Annotated in this window: 6 protein-coding genes and 1 pseudogene; 3 read left to right on the forward strand and 4 right to left on the reverse strand. The window is 60.3% G+C overall.

Going from position 1 to position 8,541, the window contains the following annotated elements:
• Positions 1-280 precede the first annotated feature (280 nt).
• The 3 genes from recG to CINSTRO3249_RS09980 all read left to right on the forward strand — a co-directional run bounded on the left by recG (position 281) and on the right by CINSTRO3249_RS09980 (position 5,921).
• Positions 281-2,365: an ATP-dependent DNA helicase RecG gene (recG, locus tag CINSTRO3249_RS09970; RefSeq protein WP_074013170.1), complete on the forward strand. Its 2,085-nt coding sequence runs from the start codon at positions 281-283 to the stop codon at positions 2,363-2,365.
• A gap of 363 nt (positions 2,366-2,728) precedes the next feature.
• Positions 2,729-4,096, forward strand: coding sequence for a nucleobase:cation symporter-2 family protein (locus tag CINSTRO3249_RS09975; protein WP_074013171.1), 1,368 nt, complete (start codon positions 2,729-2,731; stop codon positions 4,094-4,096).
• A gap of 139 nt (positions 4,097-4,235) precedes the next feature.
• Entirely contained in the window at positions 4,236-5,921 is a 1,686-nt protein-coding gene (locus tag CINSTRO3249_RS09980; protein ID WP_074013172.1) for an AsmA family protein, read from the forward strand.
• Between the two features lie 132 nt (positions 5,922-6,053).
• Here the strand turns inward: CINSTRO3249_RS09980 and fabY are convergent, their stop codons facing one another.
• The 4 genes and pseudogenes from fabY to CINSTRO3249_RS10000 all read right to left on the reverse strand — a co-directional run.
• On the reverse strand, positions 6,054-6,995 hold the full coding sequence (gene fabY / locus CINSTRO3249_RS09985) for a fatty acid biosynthesis protein FabY (RefSeq protein ID WP_074013173.1): 942 nt from the start codon (positions 6,993-6,995) through the stop codon (positions 6,054-6,056).
• Positions 6,996-7,031: 36 nt separating this feature from the next.
• Positions 7,032-7,469, reverse strand: coding sequence for a D-aminoacyl-tRNA deacylase (gene dtd, locus CINSTRO3249_RS09990; protein ID WP_074013174.1), 438 nt, complete (start codon positions 7,467-7,469; stop codon positions 7,032-7,034).
• Positions 7,417-8,175 (reverse strand): annotated as a pseudogene (locus tag CINSTRO3249_RS09995) (virulence factor BrkB family protein); the annotation flags it as partial. The pseudogene CINSTRO3249_RS09995 and the gene dtd, both read right to left, overlap by 53 nt.
• A 137-nt stretch (positions 8,176-8,312) precedes the next feature.
• Positions 8,313-8,541, reverse strand: a 229-nt coding sequence (locus CINSTRO3249_RS10000) for an integrase core domain-containing protein (protein WP_143146879.1), incomplete at its 5' end; no start/stop codon positions are given.

Below are 8,541 nucleotides of genomic sequence, written 5' to 3' on the forward strand. Positions count from 1 at the left end.
TCATATGCTGTTTAACCAGCGTCTGATATCGGCGGGTAAGGCGAGAGTCAATCCCGCCAACAGATAGGTTGAAATCATTCTGCAAAGTAATAACAGGTATCACGATAAATGTGTAGATACCTATGCCCTTAAGCCGCGCAAGGCGCGTCCCCCACCCTTGATTATGCCCGCCCGACCTGTATTCTTAAGAGGCGCGAAAACGCGCTATGGGCAACCCCCCGGCCTGACATGATTGCTTCCCCGAACAGCGGGCCTTTTACACACGCCATGGAGTGCTGATATGACCGAAGGCCGCTTGTTGAGCGCCATTCCGCTGAATACGCTATCAGGGGTCGGCCCGAGTCTTGTCAGCAAGTTTGCCCGGCTCGGACTGGAAAACCTGCAGGATCTGCTGTTACACCTGCCGGCCCGCTATGAAGACCGCACCAAACTGTACCCTATCGGCGAGGCGCTGCCCGGTATGACGGTGACGGTAGAGGGAGAAGTCCTGAATAGCGACATCAGTTTTGGCCGCAAACGCATGCTCACCTGCCGCCTGCGTGACGACAGCGGCGTGCTGACGCTGCGTTTCTTCCATTTCAACGCGGCGATGAAAAATAGCCTCTCCCCCGGCCAATGGGTCACCGCCTACGGCGAAATCCGCCGCGGCCAGCATGGCGGCGAGATCATCCATCCCGAGTACCATGTCATCAATGAGCGCAGCGAGGTGACGCTTGCCGCCGCGCTGACGCCGGTGTATCCGACCACCGAGGGCGTTCGACAGGCAACGCTGCGCAACGCGGTCGATCAGGCCCTGAAACTGCTGGAAATCACCCCGGTCGCCGAGCTGCTACCGCCGGAGCTGAGCGGCGGGTTAATGAGCCTGCCCGATGCTTTACGAATGCTGCACCGCCCGCCGCCGGAAATCTCCCTGGATGATTTGTTGCTGGGCCGTCACCCGGCGCAGCGGCGGCTGATTCTGGAAGAACTGTTGGCGCATAATCTCAGCATGCTGGCGGTCAGGGCCGGGGTGCAAAAAGATCGCGCTCTACCGCTGCGCGCCGATAGCCTCCTGTCCCAGCGCTTTCTTGCCGCGCTGCCGTTTGCGCCGACCGGCGCCCAGCGGCGCGTGGTGGCGGAAATCAATCAAGATTTGGCGCGCGACGTCCCGATGATGCGATTGGTGCAAGGAGACGTCGGCTCTGGTAAAACGCTGGTGGCGGCGCTGGCGGCATTAAGCGCCATCAGCGATGGCCGGCAGGTGGCGCTGATGGCGCCCACCGAACTGCTGGCCGAACAGCATGCGCAGAACTTCCGCGACTGGTTTGCGCCACTGGGCATCGAGGTCGGTTGGCTGGCGGGCAAGCAGAAAGGAAAAGCGCGTCAGGCGCAGCAGGAGGCTATAAGTGACGGTCGGGTGTCGATGATAGTGGGCACCCACGCCATTTTCCAGGAACAGGTGCGTTTTGCCGGCCTGGCGCTGGTGATTATCGATGAGCAGCATCGTTTCGGCGTCCACCAGCGGCTGGCGCTTTGGGAAAAAGGCGTCGCGCAGGGCTTCCATCCGCATCAGTTGATCATGACCGCCACCCCTATTCCCCGAACTCTGGCGATGACGGCTTATGCTGACCTGGATACCTCGGTCATCGATGAACTGCCGCCGGGACGCACGCCGGTGACCACGGTCGCTATCCCGGATACCCGGCGCGCCGAAATCATCCAGCGCGTCCGTCAGGCCTGCCTGCAGGAGCAACGCCAGGCGTACTGGGTCTGTACTTTGATAGAGGAATCGGACGTTTTGGAAGCGCAAGCGGCCGAGGCCTCCTGGCAGGAACTGAAAAGCGCGCTGCCCGAGCTGCGCGTCGGGCTGGTGCATGGGCGCATGAAGGCGCTGGAAAAGCAGCAGCTCATGCAGGCGTTCAAGGCGGGCGAGGTACAGCTGCTGGTGGCGACCACGGTCATCGAAGTCGGCGTCGATGTGCCCAACGCCAGCCTGATGATTATCGAAAATCCTGAACGCCTCGGGCTGGCGCAGCTGCATCAGCTGCGCGGACGGGTCGGTCGCGGCGCGGTGGCCTCCCACTGCGTATTGTTGTACAAGACGCCGCTGAGCAAAACCGCGCAGTCGCGTCTGCAGGTACTGCGCGATAGCAATGACGGCTTTGTCATCGCCCAGCGGGACCTGGAAATTCGCGGCCCCGGCGAACTGCTGGGCACCCGCCAAACCGGTAATGCCGAATTTCGGGTGGCGGATTTGCTGCGCGATCAGGGGATGATCCCGGAAGTGCAGCGACTGGCGCGGCATATTCATCAACATCACCCCGACGCGGCCCGCGCCCTGATTGAACGCTGGATGCCGGAGCGCGTGCGTTATACCTTTGCCTGACCGACGTTTGCCGCCGATGAATACGGCTTGCCCGTTAGCCGGTCCACACTGCGCCGCCGCTAGGCCCCCGGCGATGGCATGCTGCTTTCCTACCGGCGGGCCACGATGAAACCTTATGGGACCTGAGATTGCCTTCGACAGACCGCCGTTAAGCCCCCCGGCATAGTCGGCATGGCCGGCGGGGAACCGCTTTGATGCCGGTATCAGGCCCGCGGACGGGTTGGCGCGACAGCGCCCGTTGGCGCGGCGCGGGCCGAACCGTTGATCAACGTCAATGACCCGTGTCGCGGGCGGTGCAATCGATTGCTTTTCCGGTCAGGATGATTAAAATGCCCTCTTTGCCGCCCAGGAACGTTGCTTGCCATGACATCGCCCGTGATTAACACCTCTTCCGCCCCCGCCGACAGCGCCCCCAGCGAGCTGATTTACCGCCTTGATGACCGGCCGCCGTTGCCGCAAACCTTGTTTGCCGCCTGTCAGCATCTGCTGGCGATGTTTGTGGCGGTCATCACGCCGGCGCTGGGCCTGCCGGCGGAGGATACCCGCCATATTATCAGTATGTCGCTGTTTGCCTCCGGGTTGGCGTCGATTCTGCAAATCAAAACCTGGGGACCGGTGGGCTCGGGCCTGCTGTCCATTCAAGGCACCAGCTTCAATTTCGTGTCGCCGCTGATTATGGGCGGCCTGGCGCTGAAAAACGGCGGCGCCGATGTGCCGACCATGATGGCCGCGCTGTTCGGCACCTTGATGGTGGCTTCCTGTACCGAAATTCTGCTCTCGCGGGTACTGCATCTGGCACGGCGCATCATTACCCCCCTGGTGTCGGGCATCGTGGTGATGATTATCAGCATTTCGCTTATTCAGGTGGGCCTGACGTCGATTGGCGGCGGTTTTGCCGCACTGAACGACCACAGCTTTGGCGCCCCGAAAAATCTGATGCTGGTCGGCGTGGTGTTGTTGGTGATTATCCTGCTGAATCGCCAGCGCAACCCCTATCTGCGCGTCGCCTCGCTGGTGAGCGCCATGGTGGTGGGCTATTTGCTGGCCTGGGCGACCGGAATGCTGCCGCCGTCGGCGCCGGCGACGGCACAGCCGTTAATTGTGGTGCCGACACCGCTTTACTACGGGCTGGGTTTTGATTGGGATCTGCTTATTCCGCTGATGCTGGTGTTTATGGTCACCTCTATCGAGACCATTGGCGATATTACCGCCACCTCGGACGTGTCGGAACAACCGGTGCGGGGTCCTTTATACATGCAGCGCCTGAAAGGCGGCGTACTGGCCAATGGTCTGAACTCTATGCTGTCGGCGGTGTTTAATACCTTTCCGAATTCCTGTTTCGGCCAAAATAACGGCGTGATCCAGCTTACCGGCGTCGCCAGCCGCTATGTCGGTTTTGTGGTGGCGCTGATGCTTATCGCCCTCGGCCTGTTCCCGGCGGTCAGCGGCGTGGTGCAGCATATTCCCGAGCCGGTTCTGGGCGGCGCAACGATTGTGATGTTCGGCACCATCGCCGCATCGGGGGTACGGATCGTGTCCCGCGAGCGTCTCAACCGTCGGGCGATAATGATTATCGCGCTGTCGCTGGCGGTGGGTCTTGGCGTCTCTCAGCAGCCGCTTATCCTGCAATACGCGCCACAGTGGCTAAAAACGCTGCTGTCGTCCGGCATCGCCGCCGGCGGTATAACCGCTATTTTCCTTAACATCCTGTTTCCGCCCGAAAAAAATTAAGCAGGGCGACCGGGAACGGTGCAGACCGCGGCGATAACGTCGCGGTCTTTTTTTTGTTGCCGCACCGCTTTGTCACTTGAGATAGCCGGTCAATTGCGGCATAAACAGTGTATCTGTCTTCACCACTGCGGAATGTGCAATGAAATTGCTAGGCAAATTGCTGATCTCTCTGATCCTCGTTCTCTTATTGCTCATTGTGCTTGTCTATATGCTGCTGCAAACCTCCTGGGGGGCCGGCTGGCTGAGCCAACAGTTGACCCGGCATAGCGATTATCAGGTTTCTCTCGGCGGCATCAATCACAGCTGGACCAACTTTAGCGAAATTCAGCTCGATAACGTCAGCCTCGGCAAGAAAGGCGCGTTGCCGACCCTGGTGGCCAAGCGGGTGGTGGCAGAGCTTGGCGTGCGGCAACTCACCAGCCCCTGGCACGTGAATCGCCTGCAATTGCAGGAGGGAACCCTAAACCTGGACCCGGCCGCGCCGGCCTGGCCGCTACAGGCGGATACACTACAGCTCAACGGCATGGCGGTCAGCGCCCCGCACGGCGACTGGCGTCTCAACGGCCAGAACGTCAACGCCGGCATCTCGCCCTGGCAACCGCAGGTCGGCTATCCGCTGGGCCGGCAGGCGCGTTTCCAACTCAGCGCCCATTCGCTGACGCTCAACGGCGTTCCGGCGCAAAATGTCCTGGTCCAGGGGGAAGTTAACGACCAAGCGCTCACTCTGGATAATCTCGGCGCCGATCTGTATCAGGGCGAGCTTACCGGCACCGCCCGACGCGCGCCCGACGGCAGCTGGCAGGTCGATACCCTACGGCTGAGCAATGTGCGTTTGCAGTCGGAAAAGACGCTGCACGATTTCTTGCGCCAAGTGTTCTCGGTGCCCAAGATCACATTGCGCCGCGTCGATTTGATTGATGCGCGTATGGAGGGGCGCAACTGGGCGTTTAACGATCTGGATTTAACCCTGCGCAACATGACTTTCCAAGACGGCGACTGGTCGGCGCAGGACGGTTCGCTTTCGTTCAACGCCAGCGATTTAATCAATGGCGGCGTGCACTTGACGGACACCCTCGCCAATATGACGTTTTCGCCGCAGGGCATTGAGATCCGTCAATTCAGCGGCCGCTGGGAACGCGGGTTGCTGCGCACCAGCGGGCGCTGGCTGCGGCAGGATCGCAAGCTGGCGCTGGATGAGCTGATGATAGCCGGCCTGGAATATACGCTGCCCGCGAACTGGCGCGCGAGCTGGCTCCAGCCGCTGCCATCCTGGCTGGCGGACGTGTCGGTGGACAGGCTGAGCGCCAACCGCAACCTGATTATTGATATTACGCCGGCGTTTCCGTTCCAGATCACCGCCCTGGACGTCACCGGCAGGCAACTGGCGCGCGACCATCAGTGGGGTGTCTGGTCAGGTAACCTGACCCTGAACGGCAGCGACGCCACCTTCAACAAAACCGATGTGCGCCAGCCGTCGTTGACGTTGAACGCGACCGGTGATGCGCTGAACATCAGCGAGCTAAGCGCATTCACCGGCGAAGGGCTGCTGGAGGCCACCGCGACCGTCAGCCAGCGCCCGGCGCGAGATTTTACGCTCAGCCTCAACGGGCGGGCGGTCCCGGTCAACGTGTTACATAATTGGGGGTGGCCGACGCTGCCGCTGACGGGCAACGCCAATCTCAAGCTGCAACTGCGGGGACAGATGACGGCGGCCGCGCCGCTCAAGCCCTCGCTAAACGGCACGCTGCAGGCGCAGAGCACGGCGGGGCAAATGCTCAATCAAAGCATGCACCACGGGGAGGTTGTGGCGACGCTTGAGCCCTGACAGGGTCGCTCGCGCCGGGAGTCGCGACACCGCGCCGGCACTCGCGCTAGCCCGCGCCAAGGGACATAGCCTGCGTTGATCGCATGTCGCGGCGGGCGCCGCGATGCCGCGATGCCGCGCGCAGCCTTAGCCTCAGCCGGCATTGGAACCGCCTCGCTCCAGGGGAATATCCAGCGACGGCGGCAGGACCAGAAAAATGCCGTCAAAGATGGCCCCCTTGACATCATCGCCGTACAACTCCACCTCCAGTTGTACCCGCGCTTTGCGCCCCTGCGCCAGCCGGTCCAAATCGCCCGATAGCGATCCCAAATCCGCTATCGCCCCCGGCCTGCCGATCACCGGTTTGATGTAACGGATATGCGCATCGGCCAGGATAATCGTACCGCCGAGCTGGCGCTCGCGCAGCAGCAACCAAATCAGCCCCCAGCCGGTCAGCGTCGCCAGCGAAAACAGGCTGCCGGCAAATAGCGTATGGTGCGGATTCTGGTTGCCGGTTTCAGGCATGGTGGTCATAAACTTCTGCCCGGTATACTGACTGATACGCACGCCCATTTTCTCGCTGAGCGGTATATGCTGATACCAAGCCTGCTGCAACTGCCCGCACCAGTCGGGTCGATGCAGGATATCATCCAGGGTGACGATAGGCTTAATCATCAGAAAATGCCGGATAGGGGTGGTGGAGGGGGTGATGATTTCGCCTTGGTTGACGAACCCCAGTTTGGCGAAAAAAGCCACCGCATCTTCACGGGCGCTACACACCACCCGCTTGACTCCCTCCTGGCGCGCTACCGACTCCAGCGTCATCGCGACCAGCGTACCGAGGCCTTTATCCTGCACCTGCGGATGCACCGCCAGAAAGCGTATCGACGCTTCATTGTCGGCATTGACATACAGTCGCCCCACCGCCACCGGCTGCCCCTGCTCATCCACCACCATCTGATGATGCGCCATAGCGTCATAAGCATCCCGCTCGGAGCCCGGCGGCTGATGTAGCGGCTTGCGCAGCATCTCCCAGCGGAACTGATAGTATTGTTGTAGTTCCTGTTCGGTTTCTGGAACGCGCAAGTGATACATACCGATCTCTCTTTATTAAATATGCCGTCCGGCCGTTCAGACCTGCAGCCAGAAGGTTACCGGCCCGTCGTTGACCAGCGCCACCTGCATATCGGCGCCGAAGCGACCGGTTTCGGTCCGAATACCGGTTTGCCGGCAGCGGTCGGTAAAGTCATCATACAGCCGACGGGCATCCGCCGGCGCCGCGCCGCGGGAAAACCCCGGACGCAGGCCCCGATCGGTGTCCGCCGCCAGTGTAAATTGAGATACAATCAGTACGCTCCCTCCCGACTGGCGCACATTCAGGTTCATCTTGCCCTGCTCATCGCTGAATATACGGTAAGCCAGTACACGCTCACACAATTTAGCCGCGTTCTGTTCATCGTCCTGCCGCTCGACGCCCAGCAGGATCAGGAGCCCCGGACCTATGGCGCCCGCCACCTTATTGTCGATGGTGACGCTGGCCTGCGTGACCCGTTGTATCAACGCTATCATCAGTATTCCTTACAGTCTGGGCGGCGTGATGCGCGGCGGCCAGCCGGTGCTCGCTCAGCGATGCGGTGATCTCCGCCCCCAATAATACAATGCACCAGCTCCAGTACACCCAAAGAAACAGAATGGGGATCACCGCCAGCACCCCGTAAATCAACTGGTAGGAGGGAAACAGGGTGACATACAGCCCGAATCCTTTTTTTCCCAGTTCAAACAACGCGCCCGCCACCAGCGCCCCCACCAGCGCATCCCGCGCCGGCACCCGTACCGTCGGCACCAGACTATAGAGCAGCCAGAACGACGCGCAGGAAAGCAGCAGCGGAAAAATGCGCAACAAGAGCGTCAATACCCCGTTGGCGCCGCTGACATTCAGCCAGGTAAGCGAAAACAGATACGAGCTCAATACCATGCTGGCACCCGCCAGCAGCGGACCCAGGGTTAACACCATCCAATAGACCGCGAAAGAGAAAATAACCGGCCGCTTGTTTTTGCTGCGCCAGATACTGTTAAGCACCGTATCCACCGAGTAAATCAAAAGCAGCGCGGTGACGATAAGGCCACAGGTGCCCACCGCGGTCATTCGGCTCGAATTGAGGATGAATTGTTCCAGATAGCGCTGGATAACGTCGCCGGTCGCCGGCATGAAATTGGTGAAAATAAAATGGCGCAGCTCGACACTGACGTCGGAAAACACCGGAAAACACCGGAAAGCTACCGTGTTAAGTCAAGAAATTTAGCAGGGTAAAATCAACAGCCCAAAATCAAGGTCAATCCCGGTCTATCAGGGCGGCGCAAGCGCCTTAAGGTGAATAACCCCGAGTTTATTAGAGAGTAATTTTGGCAATACTACGCCGCTTCCTCTGATGCTAATTGCAAAGCGTAATAGTTCATTTCGGCTTCAGTAGGAGGGATGTAACCCAGCCGCCCGAGCAGCCTTCTGTTGTTGTACCAGTCCACCCAGTCCAGCGTGGCCAACTCCACTTCCGTCCGGTTTTTCCAGCTCCCGCGGTGGATAACCTCCGTTTTGTACAACCCGTTGATACTCTCTGCCATCGCATTATCGTAGGAGTCGCCG

It is taken from the genome of Candidatus Sodalis sp. SoCistrobi (genome assembly GCF_900143145.1).
GTDB lineage: Bacteria > Pseudomonadota > Gammaproteobacteria > Enterobacterales > Enterobacteriaceae > SoCistrobi.